A 17,233-nucleotide genomic window follows, 5' to 3' on the forward strand; every position below is an offset into this window, starting at 1 on the left:
ACACTAGCGCGGGGGCGCATCGCGGTGAGAGCGAATTCCGGGAGTCAGCCCTTGGCGGCCTTGGCCGCGGCCTTCTGCTCCTTCTTCCAGGACCGGACCTCGTTCAGGGTCTGCTCGTCGACGACGTCGGCGATCGAGCGCCTCGACCCGTCCTCGCCGTAGGCCCCGGCGGCCTCGCGCCACCCGGTGGGCTGGACACCCCGCTGCTTGCCCAGCAGGGCGAGGAAGATCCGCGCCTTCTGGTCGCCGTAACCGGGCAGCGTCTTGAGCCGCTTCAGCACCTCCTTGCCGTCCGGGTCGCCCTCGGTCCAGATCGCTTCGGTCCGGCCGTCGTAGTGCTCGACGACGTACTGGGCCAGCGCGTGCACCCGCCGCCCCATCGACCCGCCGTACCGGTGGATCGCCGGCTTCTGCACGCACAGCTCGACGAACTCGTCCAGATCGGATTCCGCGATCTTGGTGACGCCGAACCCGCCCATCCGGTCGGCGATCTTCTTCGGCCCCGCGAACGCGACCTCCATCGCGACCTGCTGATCCAGAAGCATGCCCGTGAGCAGGGCGAACGAGTCGTCGCTGAGCAGCTTGTCGGCGTCGGCGTCGCCGGTGAGGTGCAGCATGTTGGACATGCCACCATCCTGGCACGCAACCGAACCCACCGATGTCCGGTGCCGAGGGGCGTACATCCTGGGTTTCGGCCGAACCACCGTTGGCCGAGTGCGTTCGTTTCGATCCGGCCGGTCAGCCGTCGTCCACAGGCAGGCGACCGGACTGCGACAGTCCGGTGAGCACGACGTCGATGGCGCGTTCCAGAACGTCGGACCGAGGCCGCATCGTCGCTGACGCTTGAGCGAGCCCGCGGATGAGCAGGTAGACCTCCTCGATCGTGACCGAGGGTCGGACGGTTCCGGCGTCCTGCGCCCGACTGAGGATCTCGCTGACGGCAACCTTCAACCGGTTCGACGCTGCGCCGGCACTGTCCGGAACTCCCTCGCGATCGGCCAGCACTGAGGCGAGCGTCAGTTTCGTGGCGCCGGTTTCGATCATCGCCCGCACGAGGCCGCACCACGCTGTGGCCGGGTCCTCCCCGGCGGCAAGAGCGTAGGCCCGTTCGGTGAGCTGATCGAAATGCCGCAGCAGCGCTGCCTCGATCAGCTCCTCCTTGGTCGGGAAGTGGCGAAAGACCGTGGCGATGCCGACGCCGGCCCGCTGGGCCACCTCCTCGGTCGACCCGGCGGCCCCGCGCGAGCCGAAAACCTCCTCGGCCGCCGCCAGGATCCGTTCCCGGTTCTCCCGCGCGTCCTGCCGCATCCAGCCCCCTTCAAGACTCGGTGCGGACCACTTTAACCGGAGTCCAGACTTCGATACGCTTCCGGAGTTCAGACTCCGATTAGCTCTTTGGAGGGTGTAGTGCCGTCATCACCAGCCGATGTTGTCCGCACCGTCGCGACGGGAGTCAGCCGGCTGATCGCCGGCAATCTCACCGAGCAGGAGACACAGGGACAGCTCGACCACCTGGCCGGCTTGTACGCCGAACACACCGACGTCCGACACCCATTCGCGCCAACGGGCGACACACCACTGCGAACCCGTGCCGAACTTCGCCAGCACTTCGCCGAAGGACCAGCCCGAGCGCCAGGAGTCGACCGGTTCGAGCCCGTGGGCCACGTCCACGAAACCGCGGATCCCGAAGTGGTCATCTTCGAGTTCAGCTACGTCGGTTCGGCGAACGGCCATCCGTTCACGGTGCCGTGCATCTTCGTGGCACGGGTACGTGACGGAGTCATCGTCGAATCACGCGACTACGCCGACCATGTGGGTATGGCCCGCGCCTTCGGTCGACTCAACACCCTGGCCACCGCACTGGCTGCCGACTCCGGAGGAGACACCAGTTTCCGGACGCAGTCATGACGCGCACGCCGCTGCACGGGCACGTCGAGATCGGCCAGGTGATCAGGCACCCGATTCACCTTCGGGGTGTCGCGACCTGCTGATCCAGAAGCATGCCCGTGAGCAGGGCGAACGAGTCGTCGCTGAGCAGCTTGTCGGCGTCGGCGTCGCCGGTGAGGTGCAGCATGTTGGACATGCGCCTCATTTTCGAACGTCAGGCGCGACGGCGGTCGCCGCGGCGGCTCACTCGGAACCGGGCGCCTTGACCCCTTCGAACACCGCGTCGAAGGCCTTCGCGCCGTGTCCGTCGGCGACCTGGCGGTCGACCAGGGCTTTGAGCGGACCGACCACGTCCAGCCCCACCCCGGCTTCCCGGCTCGCCCGGACGATGGCGTCGAGGGCTGCCTTGGTGAAGTCGAGGCTCTGCCCATCGGCCTCCGCACCGGCCTCGATGGCTTCCCCGCTCAGCGGGATGACCTGCACCATCGCCGAGAGCCACTGCTGCGCGTACTTCGCGAACTCGGTGGCCGGGACGCCTTCGGTGCGCACCATGGCCGCACCGTGGGAGAACCCGGCGAACATGGTGTACATCGCGGTCAGCAATGCGAAATCGTAGAGCGAGGCCATACCCGCGTCCGCACCGAAGTACTCGGCCGAACCCAGCAGCTCCAGTACCGCCCTGTTCTCGTCGAACACCTCTTTCGCGCCGCTGTACAGCAGGAACGACTCCGGCCGGCCGATCATGGCCGGACTGGCCATGATGCCGCCGTCGAGGTAGTCGATGCCGTGGCGCTCCGCCCAGGCGGCAAGTTCCCGCGCATCGCTCGGCGCGGTGGAGGTCAGGCTGATGACGGTTCGCCCGGCGAGGTCACCGGCCACCGGGTCGAGGACGTCGTGCACCGATCCGTGGTCCAGCAGGCAGGCGACGATCAGGCCACCGGCGGCGACCGCCTCGTCGACCGTCGCGGCGGTGGTGGCTCCGGCGGCGACGAGTTCGGCGTCCCTGCCCGGCGTGCGGTTCCACACCGCGGTGGGGTGGCCGCCGCGCAAGAACGCATTCGCCAGAGCTCGCCCCATGGCGCCGAGACCGAGGACCGCGATCGGAACCGGCGAGGACTTGGTCATCGTGAATCGCTCCTTCAATTCCACTTCCAGCAAGCCTGCAGATCGTCACCTCCGGGCACGGGGCCGACAAGTACCCACTACTTAGTGCGGTACGCACCAAAAAGTAAGTAGGCGTAAATGATCGATGCGGTATCGGCGCAGCAATGGATGCCGTCGCCAATCGACCTCGGAGACGAGGTGCTCAGCCAAGCGAATGGGGCAGGCCCCCATCGGTGCCGGGCGAAGCCTTCTCGCGATCTGCTGATTCCCCAGGCTTCTTGCCTCACGGGTGAGTCGCGCTCGGCCCTCCTGGGCGCCACGCTCCGAGCCAGTCGTCGATCAGCTCGACAACCCGGTCCTGTGTGGCTCCTCCTTTGACCAAGGCGCTCACGCGCTGGGCCTCCGCGGTCGTCGGCAGGAAGCCGACCAGCAGCGCAGGCAGCAGCAGCCGCCTGACGAGCAGTTCCTGCGCCGACGTCATCTGCGGTCTGCGGACGACCGAGACGTTCACGCGAACCGCGTGCTCGTTGAGCGGCGAAGCACCGGGACGATCGGTCTCGACGGCGGCGTACCGGAAGCCGTGGGCGAGGTTGCACGCGGCGCAGTCCATCGGTCCGCGGCCGAGCCGGCCTCCGCATTCGTCGCAGGCGATCCGGTCGAGCGCGGCGTCCACCACCCGCCAGTCGTGCCGGTCCGGCTCGGCCACCACCAGCCCGGCGACCTCCGCCTCCGGTTCCTCCGCCCACTCGGCGCGGAAGCGCCGCCATTCCTCTTCGACGACGTCGTCCACCAGCGTCCGGCAGCGGGTGCAATCGGGCGCGCCGCTGTATTCGTGCCCGCCGCATTCGCCGCACCGGACGAGGGCGGCACCGATCACAGGTCTCATCCACCCATGTTCGTGCAGGGCGAGCACGGGGCGCGATCGGTTTTCCGGAGCTCCGCGCCGCGGGTGCGCCCAGATGCGCGAACGGGTGGCCGTGTGAGGATCGGGATCGTGATTCCAGACCTGTCCCATGACCGCATCGATCGACTTCGCGACGCCTTCCAAACCGCCGGTTACGACGCCGACGGCGTCGTGGAGCTCCTCGGTCCCGAAGCGCACGCCGCACTGGGCCGAGGCGAGCCCGTTCCGGCGCTGCGCGCCACCAGCGACGCCGGCGCGCTCGGCACCTTGGTCCGCTTGTTCCTGCTCGGCCAGGCCGAGTCGCAGGCCGCCGTCGAAGCCGCGCTCGCCCCGCTGCCGTTGACCGAGGCGAAGGCCGCTGGGCTGCTCGTCGACGACGGCGACCGGCTGCGCGCCGGGCTCGACGTCCGCCCGCACGGCGTCGACGACGAATCGTGGTGGGTCGTCTCGGACCTGGATTCGGACCTGCGCGGCGGCCGCCCGGTGGAGGCCGACCACGTGCTCGGCGTCGGGCACGCGTCGCTGAGCCTGGTCCGGGCGACCTCGCGGCGACCGGTGGGCTCGGTGCTCGACCTCGGCACCGGTTGCGGCGTGCAAGCTCTGCACGCGAGCACGCACGCGCAACGGATCACCGCGACCGACGTGTCCAAGCGGGCGCTGGCGCTGGCCGAGGCGACGTTCCGGCTCAACCGCGTCGACGTCGAGCTCGCCGAGGGCGAGTGGTTCGACCCGGTCCGGGGACGCAAGTTCGACCAGGTCGTGTGCAACCCGCCGTTCGTCGTCGGCCCGCCGCGCACCGACTTCACCTACCGCGACTCGGGGCTGGCCGGGGACGACGCGAGCGCGCTGGTCGTGCGGCAGCTGCCCGGCTTCCTCGCCGAGGGCGGCACCGGGCAGCTGCTGGCCTCCTGGGTGCACCGGGACGGCGAGGACTGGCAGGACCGGGTGTCTCGCTGGCTGCCGCCCGGCGCCGGGGTCGATGCCTGGTTCGTGCAGCGCGACGTCGCCGACCCAGCCCTCTACGTGGGCACCTGGCTGCGCGACGCCGGGTACGACCTGCGGTCCCCGCAGGGCCTGCAGAAGGCGGCCGAGTGGCTGGACTGGTTCGAGGCCAACGACGTGATCGGCATCGGCTTCGGGTTCGTCACGCTGCGCCGCACCGACGCGCGCGGCGAGGTCGTCTGCGAGGACCTCCGGCACGCCTTCGACGACCCGCTGGGCCCGGAATCGGACCAGTGGCTGCGCCGCGTCGACTGGCTGCGCGCCCACGAGTCCGCCGAGGCCCTGCTGGCGGCCCGCCTGGTCACCGCCGACAGCACCGTGCTGGAAGCGGTCTCCGAGCCCGGCGACGAAGGCTGGCAGCCGCTCGTGCACCGGCTGCACCGCACCGACGGACCGGGCTGGCAGCACGAGATCGACGAGCTGGGCGTGCGGCTGCTCGCCGGGTGCCGCGGGGCGCTGCCGCTCGGCGAACTCCTCGAACTGCTCGCGATGGGCTATGGCGAGGACTCCGAAGACCTGACCCGGGCCGCGATCCCGATGGTGCGCGAACTCGTTCGGCACGGAATGCTGCTGCCGGCGGAATGGGCGGGCGGCGACCAATGAGAGCAATCGTCACCCGAGTCACTCGCGCCTCGGTAACTGTCGACGGCGTCGTGGTCGGCAAGATCGAAGAACCCGGGCTGTTAGTGCTATTGGGTGTGACGCATTCCGACGGGCCTCAAGAAGTCGTCAATATGGCGCGCAAACTGCACGAGATTCGGGCGCTGCGGGACGAGGAGTCCTGCGCCACGACCGGGGCACCGCTGCTCGTCGTCAGCCAGTTCACGCTCTACGGGTCGACCAAGAAGGGACGCCGTCCGTCGTGGACCGAGGCGGCCCGCCCGGAACAGGCCGAACCGCTGGTGGACGGGGTTGTGGCGGCGCTGCGCGAGCGGGGTGCGCGAGTGGCCACCGGGGTGTTCGGGGCGATGATGGCGGTGGAGAGCCTGAACGACGGGCCATTCACACTTTTGGTTGAGGTCTAAATGTAACGAGGGCTCTCAGGAAATCCTCAGGCTTGGCGGCGCAACGGATGTGACCGCCATGACGTCTCTTCGTCTAGAACTTCGGGAACGAATTCGGCACGCCGGTCGTTTTCCAGGTAACGAAGCTTCGACGGCCATGCCGACAGGCCACCAACGAACCCATCGGCAGCGCCGGAGAAGACGTCGACGCGGAGCCCGTACAACCGAGCGTACGCGTCCTCCACACCGCGCAACGGCGCGCGAGTGTGATTTGCGCCCGCCAAGCCAGCCCGCCAGGGAGGGAGCTCAATGACCGTCCCGCAGACCACCAAGCCAGACGTCACCGTCACCGAAGACCTGGACACCCAGGGCCCATCGGCCGACCTGGTGCGCGTCTACCTCAACGGCATCGGGCGCACCGCGCTGCTCACCGCACAGGAAGAGGTCGACCTCGCCAAGCGGATCGAGGCCGGGGTTTTCGCCAAGCACCTGCTGGAGACCAGCAAGAACCTCTCCCCCGAGCGGCGCTCCGACCTCGGCGCCGTGGTCCGAGACGGCCGCCGGGCGAAGAACCACCTCATGGAGGCCAACCTCCGCCTGGTGGTCAGCCTGGCCAAGCGCTACACCGGCCGCGGCATGCCGCTGCTGGACCTCATCCAGGAGGGCAACCTCGGCCTGATCCGCGCGGTGGAGAAGTTCGACTACACCAAGGGCTTCAAGTTCTCCACCTACGCGACCTGGTGGATCCGGCAGGCCATCACCCGCGGCATGGCCGACCAGAGCCGCACCATCCGGCTGCCCGTCCACCTGGTCGAGCAGGTCAACAAGCTGGCCCGGATCAAGCGCGACCTGCACCAGAAACTCGGCCGCGAGGCCACCGACGAGGAGCTCTCCGAAGAGGCCGGCATCCCGGTGGAGAAGATCCTCGACCTGATGGACCACTCCCGCGACCCGGTCAGCCTGGACATGCCGGTCGGGGCCGAGGAGGACGCGCCGCTCGGCGACTTCATCGAGGACGCCGAATCGGCCGACGCCGAGAACGCGGTGATCTCCGGGTTCCTGCAGGACGACCTGCGCCGCGTGCTGGCCACGCTCGAGGAGCGCGAGCAGGCGGTGATCCGGATGCGCTACGGCCTCGACGACGGCCAGCCGCGCACCCTGGACCAGATCGGCAAGTCGTTCGGGCTGTCCCGCGAGCGGGTCCGGCAGATCGAGCGGGAAGTCATGGCGAAGCTCCGCCAGGGCGACCGCGCCGACCGCCTGCGCGCGTACGCGAGCTGACCGCGCGATTTTTGGGCGTCGTGTGTCCGCGGAAAGCGCGGACCACGGCGCGGTCAGGATGATTTTGCGGGGGCCGAGCCCCCGCAGACCCCCACGGTGCGGTGGTCGTCTTCGGGGGTTCTGAACCTTCCTCGCTCCAAACCTTCCTCGCTCTGAACCTTCGTAGTTCTGAACCTTTTGGGTTCTGGGTTTTCGGGGTTCTGAGCTTCCGGGTTCTGGTTCGAGGTTCGGGGCTTTGCGTTCGGTTCTCGATCTTGTGGGCGTCTGGGTCGGGCCTTCGGGTTGGGGAGTTCGTTCTTTTGTTGTTCGGGGTTTTGTACACCCGGATGGCTTGTTGACCTTGTTGGGTTTCGGCGGGAACATCGTTCTTCCCCCCTTTTTTGTTCTTCCGCTTCGGTCTTAGCGGCGGGTTCGCCGCTCGCCACGGGAGGGCGGACTCGTCGTCGGGGCGGGTCCGGCCTCCCGACCTCTTTTCCCGATCCACGCACCGCTTCTACGCGAACGGCCTGTTCACCTCTTCTTCCGAGGTGAACAGGCCGTTCGCTGCAGGCTTCTCGCCGCCTTGGCTCAGCCGATGAACTTGGCCTGCCAGCGGTCCAGTTCTTCGTTCGTGGCCCCGTGCGTCCGCAGCCAGCCCCTCGCACCCTCCTCGTGGGTCTCGAAGGCGCTCAGGACGCTCTCGATCGCCTCCGTCGGCGTCGACAGGAGCTCGTGGACCATCTCCTCGTCCACGCCCGGCGGCAGCTCCGGCGCCACGTTCAGGCGCTGCAGGACGCGGAACATGTTCCGGTCCGTGCGCACGTAGTCCGCCACGATCGCGTCGCGGCGGACTCCCACCGCGCCCAGCAGCATCGCCGAGACCACTCCCGTGCGGTCCTTGCCCGCCGCGCAGTGGATCAGCACCGGGCCGTCCGCCTCCAGAACGATGCGGAACACCTCGACCAGCTTCTTCGGGGCGCCCTGCAGGATCGACTGGTACAGCGCCGTCAGCTCGTGGGCCGCCTCGTCGACATCGATGTCCGCGTCCCGCGCCTCCTCCAGCAGCGGCACGTGGTGCACGGTGGCCACCGACGCGAGCGGGTGTTCCTGGTCACGGGTCTCCACCGAATCCCGCAGGTCCACCACGACCTTCGGCGGCCACGGCGACGCTCCCTCCGGCACCCGGTCGCCGCTGTGCGGAGCGTCACTCCGGAACACCACGCCGGCCCTCGTCACCACGCCGTCACCGGCGGGCTGCCCGCCCAGGTCACGAAGGTTGACCAGCGCATCGAGGGGATCTGTCGTCGGCAAGGCGACCTCCGTTGCTCCGGCCCCGCTTCCGGGGTGCGATGAGACGTTCGACCGCCAGCCTCGCAGGTGCTCCGCCGCGCCACCAGGGCAGGCGATCCGTCACACCTGGGCTACCCCCGTGGACGCGCTGATCGACCGCGCGGTTTTATTGGTCATCGCGTAACCCGAACGCGCGCAAAGGAGCCGCGACGTGCCCACCACGTTCGATTTCACCGAGGTGCTCCCCCTCGGCCCCGACAACACCGACTACCGCCTGGTGACCACCGAAGGCATCCGAGTCGTCGAGGCGGCCGGGCGACGATTCCTCGAAGTCGAGCCGACCACGCTCACCGCCCTGGCAACCGAGGCGATCAAGGACATCCAGCACCTGCTGCGCCCGTCCCACCTGGCGCAGCTGCGCGCGATCGTCGAAGACCCGGAGGCCAGCCCCAACGACCGGTTCGTGGCCACCGACCTGCTGCGCAACGCGTGCGTGTCCGCCGGCGGCGTGCTGCCGATGTGCCAGGACACCGGCACCGCGATCGTCATCGGCAAGCGCACCGAGACCGTGCTCACCGGCGGTCGCGACGAAGAGGCGATCGCCAGGGGCGTCTTCGACGCCTACCAGGACCTCAACCTGCGGTACTCGCAGATGGCGCCGCTGAACTTCTGGGACGAGCGCAACACCGGCAGCAACCTGCCCGCGCAGATCGAGCTGTACAACAAGCCCGGCACCGACCCGGCCTACGAGTTCCTGTTCATGGCCAAGGGCGGCGGCAGCGCCAACAAGACGTTCCTGTACCAAGAGACCAAGGCGCTGCTGAACCCGACGCGGCTCGGCCGGTTCCTGGAGGAGAAGCTGCGCTCGCTGGGCACCGCGGCCTGCCCGCCGTACCACCTGGCGATCGTGGTGGGCGGCATGTCCGCCGAGTTCAACCTCAAGGTCGCGAAGCTCGCCTCGGCCCGCTACCTCGACGAGCTGCCGCGGGAGGGCTCGGCCTCCGGGCACGCCCTGCGCGACGTCGAGATGGAGCAGCAGGTGCTGGAGATGACCAGGCAGTTCGGCATCGGCGCGCAGTTCGGCGGCAAGTACTTCTGCCACGACGTGCGGGTCATCCGGTTGCCGCGGCACGGCGCCTCGCTGCCGGTGGGTGTCGCGGTGTCCTGCTCCGCGGATCGCCAGGCCAAGGCCAAGATCACCCCGGAGGGCGTGTTCCTGGAGCAGTTGGAGCGCGACCCGGCCCGCTACCTGCCGGACGTGGTCGACGAGCAGCTCTCCGACGAGGTCGTCAAGATCGACCTGAACCGGCCGATGGCGGAGATCCGCGCGGAGCTGTCCAAGCTCCCGGTCAAGACGCGCGTGTCGCTGACCGGACCGCTGGTGGTCGCCCGCGACATCGCGCACGCCAAGATCGCCGAGCGGCTGGACGCCGGCGAGCCGATGCCCGAATACCTGCGCGACCACCCCGTGTACTACGCGGGCCCGGCCAAGACGCCGGAGGGCTACGCCTCCGGCTCGTTCGGCCCCACCACCGCCGGTCGCATGGACGCCTACGTCGAGCAGTTCCAGGCCGCGGGCGGCTCGCTGGTCATGCTCGCCAAGGGAAACCGGTCGGCGAAGGTGACCGAGTCCTGCCACACCCACGGCGGCTTCTACCTCGGTTCCATCGGCGGCCCCGCCGCGCGCCTGGCCCAGGACTGCATCCGCAAGGTCGAGGTGCTGGAGTACCCCGAGCTCGGCATGGAAGCGGTGTGGCGCATCGAGGTCGAGGACTTCCCCGCGTTCGTCGTGGTCGACGACAAGGGCAACGACTTCTTCGCCAACTCCACCAAGCCGACCCTGCAGATCTCCTTCGGCCGCTGACCACACACCGGTACTCCCGCAGGAGCCCCACCTCCTGCGGGAGTACCGGTTTCAGCTCAGCCGATCGACGCGATTGGCAGGTATCACGCGGTCACCGATCAGCGGGGAACCTTGACATCTCGTTGTTCCAGAACGACCTTCCGCGCGTCCAGCGGTGCGTCGAGCTGCACCGCCACCGGCGGGTAGCGAAGGTCCATCGTGCACATTCCCGGCGGTTCCGGGGTTTCTTCGACCAGCACCACCTTCACGTGGTCGGCGGTCTGTTCGGCCAGCTCGGCGTGCACCTTGCTGCAGCCGCCTTCCTGACCGGTGGCCACGACGACCGCTCCGCCGTCCTGGGTCCAGACCTTCTTCGGATATCCCTTGGGTAGCAACGACACGTCGACCGCGGTCTCGGCGACCTGCGTGCGTTCCTGTTCGGGTTTCGGCAGCACCGGGCCGGGCGGAGCCGGGGGCTGGCCACCGAAACCAACTTCATTGGATGGCTGTTGGGCGCAGGCTGCCAACGCTACGAGCAGAACACCCGCGCCCACTGCGGTTTGTAGGCGTCTCATGCCCTAAGGACGGAGCGCCCCGCGTGGCCGGTTGCGCGAAATCCGCACCGAGTTGGATCCACATCTTTCCCACATTTCGAAACGGCTGGTGGTCGACGGCCTGCGCGTGGTTTCGTCGACGAATCCGCTTCACATTCGGGAGTGAGGAATGTCCACCACCGCCACACCTGCCACATCCGCCGACGCGGGCCCAGCACCGCAGGGCAAGCCGCAGTGGGTTCCGCTGACCGTCGGGGTGATCGCGGCCGTGGCGCTCGTGACCGCTGCGGCCGTTGTGGTCGGCGTGAAGTCCGCCGTGCTGGCCGGACTGGGCCTCGCGCTCGGGCTGACGCTTTTCCACTCCCGCTTCGGTTTCACCTCGGCCTGGCGGCAACTCGTCTCGGTTGGACAGACGTCGGGAGTCCGGGCTCACCTGCTGATGCTCGGCGCGGCGTCGATCTTGTTCGCCCCGATCCTGGCCGGCGGTGTGACGTTCTTCGGCGCCACGCCGAAGGGAAACGTCGAACCGCTCGGGCTCGGACTGGTCGTCGGCGCGGTCCTGTTCGGCATCGGGATGCAGCTCGGGGGCGCGTGCGCATCGGGCACCTTGTTCGCCGTCGGCGGCGGGAACACCTTGCTGGTGGTCACGCTCTTCTTCTTCATCTGCGGTTCGGTGCTCGGCGCACTGCACCTTCCACTGTGGACCTCGGACGCGATCACCCTCGGATCGTTCTCCCTCGCCGAGGACACCGGGCTCGGTTACTTCGGCGCACTGGTGGTTCAGCTCGCCGTGCTCGGCGCGATCGGCTACGCCGCAACGCGATGGGCTCGGCGGCACAACGCGCCTCCGGCGGGCCGCCCGCCGACGTCGCGCGGGCTTTGGCGCGTGCTGCGCGGCTCGTGGCCGCTTTGGGTCGGGGCGATCGTGCTGGCCGGGCTCAACGCGGTCGTGCTGCTGACCCGCGGCAGCCCGTGGGGCATCACCTCGGCGTTCGTGCTGTGGGGCTCGAAGGCTCTCCAGGCGGTGGGCGTGGACGTGGCGAGTTGGCCGTACTGGCAAGGGGAACGCGCAGCGGCCCTGACCGGTCCGGTGCTGGCCGACTCCACCTCGGTGCTGGACTTCGGGATCATCGTCGGCGCACTCGTGGCGTCGGCGGCGTCGGGCGCTTTCGTGCTGGCCAAGCGGTTGCCCGCGAAGGTCGTGCTCGCTGCCGTGATCGGCGGCTTGCTGATGGGCTACGGCGCGCGGCTGGCGTACGGCTGCAACATCGGCGCCTACTTCTCCGGGATCGCCTCGTTCTCGTTGCACGGCTGGGCCTGGGGCCTGCTGGCGCTGGTCGGCACCTGGGTCGGGCTGAAGCTGCGCCCGCTGTTCGGGCTCGACGTCCCCAAGCCGACCGACTCGGTCTGCTGACGCCCGGTGGGGCGGATTTCCCGCCCCACCGAAGCGATCGGCTTCCGCGACCTCGCTAGGCGCGGACCGAGGAATCGACGGCGGCGATCCAGTCCCGGACCCAGCGGGACAGTTCGCCGCCGTTGCGCACCCAGTTGAAGTGGCCGAGGTTCTCCGCGCCAGACGCCGCCCGGGTGTAGTGCTTGTCAGTGCGCGGCGCCCGCCCCGCTTTCGCCGCCAGGTGGTCCACTGAGGACTTCGGGGCCAGCCGGTCGCCCGCGACGCTGACGGTCAGCAGCGGCTGCCGGAGTTCCCGCAGCGCCGCCTCGTACTCGGTCGTCGAGCCGTTGAGCCGGTAACGGCCGGTGCGGGCCTGCCGCGCCCAGTCCTGCATCAGGTCGGTCGCCTGGCGGCCGCCGAAGCCGAACCGGTGGCCGGGCCAGTAGCCGAGCAGCGCCGACGTGGCCGCCACCAGCTGCGTGCCGAACAGGGTGCGGAGCTTGTACATCCCGGGGAAGCTCCCGAACCACACCGAACCGGAAGCCACCAGTGCCACGCCCTGCACCCGGTCCGGGCGGCATGCCGCGTGCAGCAGCGCGATCTGGCCACCCAGGCTGTGCCCGAGCAGGAACCGCGGCGCCTGCGGGAAAGCAGCGTCGACGAGATCGAGCACGCCATCCACGTCGTCGATCATGCTCTGGTAGCCGAAACGCACGCCGCGGGCGGCCGACGGCTTGCTCTCGCCCTGCCCGCGCACGTCGAAGGTCACCACCGCCAGGCCCTGGGCGTGGAGATCGGCGACGAACGGGCGGTAGTACCTGGCGGGCACGCCCATCGCGGGGAGCAGGACGACCACCGGGCTGGCGGAATCGTCCTGCTTGGCGGCGCGCACGGTCAGCCGGTGCGCGCCGGCCGAAACCTGCCCGAGCACCAGGGAAGCCTGGTCGCCCGAACCGTTCTCGGCGTTGTTCTCGACGGTCTGCTCGTCCACGCCGCCAGATTAACGGAACCAGCCAGTTTCGGGCAGTGCGCCACGTGGCAAGCCGTCAGCGGAGCCGCCGCGGCCCGTCGTCCAGCGCCGCCGGCGACGCCCGGATGCCGACCCTGGCCCCGGCGACCACGGCACCGGTCGGCGAAGCGAGCACCGGCTGCAACGCCAGGTCGCGGACTTCCGGCAAGTCCTCGGCCAGGGTCGCCACCCGCAGCACGAGGTCCTCCAGCGCCGCGAGATCGGCCGGTTCGGTGCCCCGGTACCCGGCCAGCAGCGGCGCCGCCCGCGGCGCACGCACCAGTGCGGAGACGTCCACATCGGACAGCGGCAGCGCGCGGTACGCCTTGTCCCCGAGCAATTCGCTGGCCACCCCGGAAAGGCCGAACGACACCAGGGTGCCGAACGACGGGTCCTCGGTCAGGTCGATGACGCACGAAGTGCCCCGGGCCGCCATGCGTTGCACGTAGACCTCGTCGATCCCCGAAACCTGCCGGATATCGGCGTACGCCGATCGCACGGCATGGGCGCTGCCCAGGTCGAGGCGGACGCCGACCAGGTCGTTGCGGTGCCGCAGTTGATCGCTCGCCGACTTCAGCGCCACCGGGTAGCCCAGCTCCTCCGCCACCGCCACGGCCTCTTCGACTCCGGTGACCAGGCGGAACGGCACCAGGTCGATGCCGTAGCAGCCGAGCAGCCGCACCGCCTGGTCGTCGTCGAGGTCGGTGATGCCCTCCGCGAGCCAGCCCTCGACCAGTGCCCGCGCCCGGTCCTCGTCGATCTCCGGCGGCCGCACGAAATGCCCCTTCGGCGCGGCGCGCCACTGCGCGTACCTGGTGACCCGCGCGAGCGCCAGCACCGACCGCTCCGGGCTCGGATAGGACGGCACCGAGCCCTTGCCGGTCAATCCGTCCGGGCCGGGAACCACGAGCTCGTCGGGCACGCCTTCGGCCGCCAGGAACGTGGTCACCACCGGCTTCGAACGCGCGACACCGGCTTCCTGCAACGCCTCCCGCAAGGCGCGGGCGTACGCGGTGCCGGGAACCGCCACCGGCGGGGCGAACACCGTCACCAACGCGTCGACGTCCGGGCGCAGGGCGGCGTCGCGGACCGCCCCCGCGAACTCCTCCGGCCCCGCCGACGCCCCCACGTCGACCGGGTCGCAGGCCAGCTCCAGCTGCTGCGCCTGCGCCACGTCGGCGGCGATCATGCCCAGCGCCGAGGAGTTGCCCACGATCGCGACCCGGTCGCCCTGCGGCAGCGGCTGGTGCGCCAGCAGCAGCGCCGTGTCGAACATCTGCGCAACCGACTCGACCCGGATGACGCCGGACTGCTCGAACAACGCCTGCACGCTGGTCTCGTCGATCTGCACCGACGTGGCCGCCAAGCCGGGACGCACCGCGTTGCGACCCGACTTCACCACCACGACCGGCTTGCTGCGGGCCAGCCGCCGCGCCAACCGGCCGAACTTGCGCGGGTTGCCGAAGGACTCCAGGTACAGCAGCACGACATCGGTGGCCGGGTCGGTCTGCCAGTACTGCAGCAGGTCGTTGCCGGACACGTCGGCGCGGTTGCCCGCCGAGACGAACGTCGACAGCCCGAGGCCGCGCTCGGTCGCGGTGGCCAGGATCGCCACCCCGAGCGCACCGGACTGGCAGAAGAAGCCGGTGCGGCCGCGGCCGGGCAGCTGCGGCGCCAGGCTCGCGTTCAGCCGGAACTCAGGGTCGGTGTTGACCACCCCCAGCGCGTTGGGGCCGACCACGCGCATGCCGTGCACGCGCGCAGCCCGCACCATCTCGCGTTCCACCTCGCGGCCGTCCGGGCCGGCCTCGCTGAACCCGGCGCTGACGATGACCAGGGCCTTCACGCCCTTGGCCAGGCAGTCGTCGAGCACCCCGGTCACGCCGGCGGCCGGAATCGCCACCACCGCCAGGTCGACCTCGTCGGGGATGTCGAGCACCGAGGCGTAGGCGCGCACGCCGCGCACCGAGCGGTGCTCCGGGTTGACCGGGTAGACCGGGCCGGTGAAGTCCGCCGTGAGCAGGTTGGTCAGCACCGCGTGACCGATCTTGGCGTGATCGGTGGACGCCCCGATCACCGCCACCGAACGCGGCCGCAGCAGGTTGTGCACGCTGCGGGCCTCGGCCGCCTGCTCGCGGGCGCGGGCCACGGCCACCGACTCCTCGGTCGGGTCGATGTCGAACTCCAGGTGCACCACGCCCTCTTCCATGGCCCGGCTCACCTGGTAACCGGCGTCGCGGAAGACCCGGACCATGGTCGAGTTCTCGGCGAGCACCTCGGCCACGAAGCGCCGCAGCCCGCGTTCCCGCGCCGCGGCGGCCAGGTGCTCCAGCAGGATCGAACCCAAGCCGCGCCCCTGGTGCTGGTCCTGCACCACGAACGCGACCTCGGCCGACTGCTGCTCGCCGAGCCTGTCGTAGCGGCCCACCGCCACGATGTCGTCGCCGAGCAGCGCCACCAGCGCGACGCGGTCGACGTAGTCGACGCGGGTGAACCGCTCCACGTCGCGCTGGGGCATCCGCGGGTACGGGCCGAAGTAGCGGTAGTACCTGGTCCGGTCGCTGAGCCGCCCGTGGAAGGCCACCAGCTTCTCGGCATCGGCTTCGGTTATCGGCCGCAGGTGCACGGTGCCGCCGTCGGACAGCACCACGTCCGCCTCCCACCGGCGGGGGTAGTCCGCCCGCGGGGTGGCTGCTTCCTGCTGCTCCACTACTCCGTCCACTTCGGACTCCTCAGTCGCGGCTGTCGACCGGGTCGAGACCATGCAACGGAAACACCGCGTGCCGGGTGTCGCGAATCGAGGTGTCCACCGCGGACGCGGTGACCCCCGACCACCGCTGGAAGGCCGGGTCGGCCCCGTCGGTCATCGAAGTCGGCAGCGGAACGTTGTCCGCGACGCGCACGGTGTGCGCGATCCAGTCCTCCGGGATGGTCGTCTCCGGGGCGAGGTCGCGGTCCAGCAGCGTCGCCAGCAGGTGCGTCCAGGCGCGCGGCACCACCCGGAACAGCGAGTAGCCACCGCCGCCCAGCGCCAGCCACTTGCCGCCAGCGTAGCTGTCGGCGAGTTCCCGCAGGTCCTGGTAGGTCGCGCGCTGCCCGTCGACGCTCATCGACAGGTCCGCCAGCGGGTCTTCCCGGTGCGCGTCCGCGCCGCACTGCGTCACCAGCACCTGCGGCCGGAACGCGTCGAGCACCGACGGCACCACGGCGTGGAAGGCCCGTCGCCAGTCGGCGTCACCCGTGCCCGGCGGCAGCGGGATGTTGACGGCGGTGCCGTCGGCCCCGCCGGAGCCGATCTCCGTGGAGAACCCGGTGCCCGGCCAGAGCGTCAGCGGGTGCTGGTGCAACGAGATGGTCATGACCCGCGGGTCGTCGTAGAACGACGCCTGCACGCCGTCCCCGTGGTGCACGTCGACGTCGAGGTAGGCGATGCGCTCCACGCCCTGCTCCAGCATCCACGCGATGGCCACCGAGCAGTCGTTGTAGACGCAGAAGCCCGCCGCACGGTCGGCCATCGCGTGGTGCAGTCCGCCGGCGATGTTGACCGCCCGGTCTGCCTTGCCCGACACGATCTGCTCGGCCGCCCGGATCGAGGCGCCCGCGATCAGCGCCGATGCCTCGTGCATCCGGTCGAAGATCGGGTTGTCGTCGGTGCCCAGCCCGTGGCCGACCTCCCAGCCCGCCATCGGCGCCGAGCGCACCGCCGCCATGTATTCGGCGGTGTGCACGCGCTCCAGGTCCGCGTCGGTGGCCGGTTCGGGCTTGATCGTCTCGACGCCGTCGAGCACCCCGAGCGCACGGGCCAGCCGCATCGTCAGCTCCAGCCTGATCGGATGCAGCGGGTGTTGCCCACCCAGGTCGTAGCCGAGCACCGACTCGTCCCACACGACCGCGCACTGAGAACCCATGCCCCGGACGCTACCTGCCCTGTGTCGACCAACACAGTGTTCCGAGTCACCCGCGCGCACCGGCGGAACGATCTG

15 protein-coding genes and 1 pseudogene are annotated in these 17,233 nt (G+C 69.9%); 6 read left to right on the forward strand and 10 right to left on the reverse strand.

Annotation, left to right across the window (positions count from 1 at the left end):
• Positions 1-44: 44 nt before the first annotated feature.
• Together AB0H93_RS09660 and AB0H93_RS09665 are read right to left on the reverse strand one after the other, a co-directional pair.
• The gene (locus AB0H93_RS09660; RefSeq protein ID WP_358570086.1) at positions 45-626 is read right to left on the reverse strand and encodes an HhH-GPD-type base excision DNA repair protein; all 582 of its coding nucleotides are present in this window, start codon (positions 624-626) and stop codon (positions 45-47) included.
• A 112-nt stretch (positions 627-738) separates the two neighbouring features.
• A complete protein-coding gene (locus tag AB0H93_RS09665) occupies positions 739-1,308 on the reverse strand; it encodes a helix-turn-helix domain-containing protein (protein ID WP_358570089.1) in 570 nt (189 codons plus the stop codon).
• 99 nt (positions 1,309-1,407) lie between these two features.
• On the opposite strand from AB0H93_RS09665, the gene AB0H93_RS09670 reads away from it, so the two are divergent.
• Positions 1,408-1,908, forward strand: coding sequence for a nuclear transport factor 2 family protein (locus AB0H93_RS09670; RefSeq protein ID WP_358570092.1), 501 nt, complete (start codon positions 1,408-1,410; stop codon positions 1,906-1,908).
• A gap of 70 nt (positions 1,909-1,978) precedes the next feature.
• Here the strand turns inward: AB0H93_RS09670 and AB0H93_RS09675 are convergent.
• From AB0H93_RS09675 to AB0H93_RS09685, 3 genes and pseudogenes are all read right to left on the reverse strand, one after another.
• Positions 1,979-2,083, reverse strand: a pseudogene (locus AB0H93_RS09675) (Fe-S cluster assembly protein HesB); the annotation flags it as partial.
• Positions 2,084-2,130: 47 nt separating this feature from the next.
• Complete coding sequence (locus tag AB0H93_RS09680) at positions 2,131-3,012, reverse strand: NAD(P)-binding domain-containing protein (protein ID WP_358570095.1); 882 nt, start codon at positions 3,010-3,012, stop codon at positions 2,131-2,133.
• A 262-nt stretch (positions 3,013-3,274) separates the two neighbouring features.
• On the reverse strand, positions 3,275-3,877 hold the full coding sequence (locus AB0H93_RS09685) for a hypothetical protein (protein WP_358570098.1): 603 nt from the start codon (positions 3,875-3,877) through the stop codon (positions 3,275-3,277).
• Between the two features lie 108 nt (positions 3,878-3,985).
• Between AB0H93_RS09685 and AB0H93_RS09690 the strand changes: the two genes are divergently transcribed.
• The 3 genes from AB0H93_RS09690 to AB0H93_RS09700 all read left to right on the forward strand — a co-directional run bounded on the left by AB0H93_RS09690 (position 3,986) and on the right by AB0H93_RS09700 (position 7,182).
• Positions 3,986-5,500, forward strand: coding sequence for a class I SAM-dependent methyltransferase (locus AB0H93_RS09690; protein ID WP_358570100.1), 1,515 nt, complete (start codon positions 3,986-3,988; stop codon positions 5,498-5,500).
• Positions 5,497-5,922: a D-aminoacyl-tRNA deacylase gene (gene dtd, locus AB0H93_RS09695; protein WP_358570103.1), complete on the forward strand. Its 426-nt coding sequence runs from the start codon at positions 5,497-5,499 to the stop codon at positions 5,920-5,922. The genes AB0H93_RS09690 and dtd overlap by 4 nt, the downstream gene beginning before the upstream one ends.
• Before the next feature lie 288 nt (positions 5,923-6,210).
• Complete coding sequence (locus AB0H93_RS09700) at positions 6,211-7,182, forward strand: sigma-70 family RNA polymerase sigma factor (RefSeq protein WP_358570106.1); 972 nt, start codon at positions 6,211-6,213, stop codon at positions 7,180-7,182.
• 567 nt (positions 7,183-7,749) lie between these two features.
• On the opposite strand, the gene AB0H93_RS09705 is transcribed toward AB0H93_RS09700, so the two are convergent.
• Entirely contained in the window at positions 7,750-8,472 is a 723-nt protein-coding gene (locus AB0H93_RS09705; RefSeq protein WP_132482940.1) for a tyrosine-protein phosphatase, read from the reverse strand.
• Positions 8,473-8,662: 190 nt separating this feature from the next.
• On the opposite strand from AB0H93_RS09705, the gene AB0H93_RS09710 reads away from it, so the two are divergent.
• Positions 8,663-10,315, forward strand: a complete 1,653-nt coding sequence (locus AB0H93_RS09710; RefSeq protein ID WP_358570109.1) for a fumarate hydratase — start codon at positions 8,663-8,665, stop codon at positions 10,313-10,315.
• Positions 10,316-10,413: 98 nt separating this feature from the next.
• Here the strand turns inward: AB0H93_RS09710 and AB0H93_RS09715 are convergent, their stop codons facing one another.
• Complete coding sequence (locus AB0H93_RS09715) at positions 10,414-10,749, reverse strand: hypothetical protein (protein WP_358570112.1); 336 nt, start codon at positions 10,747-10,749, stop codon at positions 10,414-10,416.
• A gap of 268 nt (positions 10,750-11,017) precedes the next feature.
• Here AB0H93_RS09715 and AB0H93_RS09720 point away from each other — a divergent pair, with 268 nt between their 5' ends.
• Positions 11,018-12,262 (forward strand): YeeE/YedE family protein, encoded by a 1,245-nt coding sequence (locus tag AB0H93_RS09720; RefSeq protein WP_358570115.1) that lies wholly within the window; start codon positions 11,018-11,020, stop codon positions 12,260-12,262.
• A gap of 55 nt (positions 12,263-12,317) precedes the next feature.
• Here the strand turns inward: AB0H93_RS09720 and AB0H93_RS09725 are convergent, their stop codons facing one another.
• The 3 genes from AB0H93_RS09725 to AB0H93_RS09735 are packed head-to-tail and all read right to left on the reverse strand — an operon-like array spanning position 12,318 to position 17,158.
• On the reverse strand, positions 12,318-13,232 hold the full coding sequence (locus tag AB0H93_RS09725; protein ID WP_358570118.1) for an alpha/beta fold hydrolase: 915 nt from the start codon (positions 13,230-13,232) through the stop codon (positions 12,318-12,320).
• Between the two features lie 55 nt (positions 13,233-13,287).
• Entirely contained in the window at positions 13,288-16,014 is a 2,727-nt protein-coding gene (locus AB0H93_RS09730; RefSeq protein ID WP_358570121.1) for a GNAT family N-acetyltransferase, read from the reverse strand.
• Positions 15,983-17,158 carry an acetoin utilization protein AcuC gene (locus tag AB0H93_RS09735; RefSeq protein WP_358570124.1) on the reverse strand — a complete coding sequence of 392 codons (1,176 nt, stop codon included), beginning with the start codon at positions 17,156-17,158 and terminating at the stop codon, positions 15,983-15,985. The genes AB0H93_RS09730 and AB0H93_RS09735 overlap by 32 nt, the downstream gene beginning before the upstream one ends.
• Positions 17,159-17,233: the final 75 nt, after the last annotated feature.

The sequence above is a fragment of the Saccharopolyspora sp. NPDC050642 genome, assembly GCF_040654735.1.
Taxonomy (GTDB): Bacteria; Actinomycetota; Actinomycetes; order Mycobacteriales; family Pseudonocardiaceae; genus Saccharopolyspora; species Saccharopolyspora elongata.